This window comes from Streptomyces sp. AC627_RSS907, assembly GCF_019049165.1.
Genome location: NZ_JAGMUE010000857.1, coordinates 1 through 636, shown reverse-complemented (window position 1 = coordinate 636; position 636 = coordinate 1). Strand labels below are relative to the sequence as shown.

At 71.4% G+C, this 636-nt stretch carries 1 protein-coding gene; it reads right to left on the bottom strand.

Annotated elements, in window-relative coordinates; genetic code table 11:
• Window positions 1-320: 1-deoxy-D-xylulose-5-phosphate synthase N-terminal domain-containing protein (locus KUM32_RS39040; protein WP_308408834.1), on the bottom strand; the 320-nt coding region annotated here is incomplete at its 3' end.
• Window positions 321-636 lie beyond the last annotated feature (316 nt).

Sequence of the window (636 nt, the reverse complement as noted above, 5' to 3'; positions counted from 1 at the left end):
CCCTTGAGCTTGGAGAAGTCCTGACGGCCCGTAAGCAGCTTGTGCACGTACGACTGGTGCCCGGTGTCCCAGAGCACCCGGTCCTTCGGGGAGTCGAAGACCCGGTGCAGGGCGATGGTCAGCTCGACCACACCGAGGTTGGGTCCGAGGTGGCCGCCGGTCTTGGCGACCTCCTCGACGAGGAAGGAGCGGATCTCCGCCGCCAGCTCGTCCAGTTGCGCGAGGCTCAGCCGGTCGAGGTCGCGAGGCCGCTTCACACGGCTCAGCAGTCGCCACCCGTCCGCTGCCTCCGCACGTGCTGCACGCGGCTCCTTCGGCACTTGCGCCTCCTTGGTGTAGAGCTGTCGAGCCTTGTCGGTCTGACGAGTCTAATGTTCCGCACTTGACGGTGATGCTGGGCCGATGCGATGTAACTCACGCGAGTGGTCCAGTTCTCGGACGTTGGCGGTCCGCCCGCGCGGGGGTCCCACGCGCCCGGCGGGCCGTGGCGCGGGGTGTGCCGGCGCACCGGAACGCGGGCCCCAAGCGGGCCCCCTAGCGCCCCGAGGCGGGCCACAACGCGGCCCCACGGGGTCCCACCAGCGTGCGGCGGGACCCCGTGGGGCCGCTGGGGGTGCTAGCCGCGCCCGGCCGAGC